The 476-nt window shown below is 36.3% G+C and carries 1 protein-coding gene; it reads left to right on the plus strand.

The genetic code is table 11. The features are described 5' to 3' along the window. A partial coding sequence (locus AAEZ22_RS18165) for an ATP-binding protein (protein ID WP_352298390.1) occupies window positions 1–399 on the plus strand: 399 nt, incomplete at its 5' end. Window positions 400–476: the final 77 nt, after the last annotated feature.

Genomic DNA, 476 nt, shown 5'->3' on the forward strand with positions numbered 1-476 from the left:
GGTCACGAGCACTGTTTACAAGGAAAAAGTGTCTTCTATATTCGATTAAAAGAATTACTTGAAAGTCTATTTCTAGCACAGGCCGATGGCAGTTATCGAAAATTATTGGGTAAACTCATTAAATACGACTTACTTATTTTAGACGATTGGGGGCTAGAGCCACTCAGTGCTCAGCAACGAAGCGACTTACTTGAATTAATCGATGCTAGATATGGTTATAAATCACACATCATCATTAGTCAGTTACCACAGGAAAATTGGCACCAAATGATCGGCGAATCAACGCACGCTGATGCTATTTTAGATAGGCTGATTCATGGTGCAATTAAGTTGAATTTAAAAGGAGAATCGATACGAAAACAGTTAAATGAATTGACTGATGATGATCAGTTAAGTTAATTTAAAAATGGCTCTACAAAATGATAAATCAAGCGATCAAAGCTGATGAGAATCGGTGATCAAAGTCATGAGAATAC

It is taken from the genome of Pseudoalteromonas sp. 20-MNA-CIBAN-0454, assembly GCF_040308685.1.
Classification (GTDB): domain Bacteria; phylum Pseudomonadota; class Gammaproteobacteria; order Enterobacterales; family Alteromonadaceae; genus Pseudoalteromonas; species Pseudoalteromonas nigrifaciens.